The sequence below is a fragment of the Mesorhizobium sp. M00.F.Ca.ET.216.01.1.1 genome, from assembly GCF_004010325.2.
Classification (GTDB): Bacteria; Pseudomonadota; Alphaproteobacteria; order Rhizobiales; family Rhizobiaceae; genus Mesorhizobium.
Window position 1 is genome coordinate 1 of the sequence record NZ_SADR02000580.1, and the last position, 283, is coordinate 283.

At 57.6% G+C, this 283-nt stretch carries 1 protein-coding gene; it reads right to left on the reverse strand.

The window, feature by feature from the left end:
• Positions 1 to 182: ATP phosphoribosyltransferase regulatory subunit (locus EN859_RS37525; RefSeq protein ID WP_189502608.1), on the reverse strand; the 182-nt coding region annotated here is incomplete at its 3' end.
• Positions 183 to 283: the final 101 nt, after the last annotated feature.

A 283-nucleotide genomic window follows, 5' to 3' on the forward strand; every position in this document is an offset into this window, starting at 1 on the left:
AGGAATTTGCCCAGCGCATCGGTGTATTCGATCATCGGCTGGTCGACCGGCTCGAAACCGTAAAGCTCATAGACGGACCGGATGGTCGCCATCATCTTCTCGACGGCGCGGATGTCTTCGGCACTGCGGTCGGCAAAACCGCGCGGCAGCCGCGCTTTCGTCTTTTCCGATTTGTCGGCCATGGGATGGGTCTTTTTCGCTAAGTAAACGCTGACTTATTTCGAGCGGGCTGTCCTAGACGATAGAGCCTTGGGCGGCAAGAGTTAGCGGCTCTCCTTCTCCC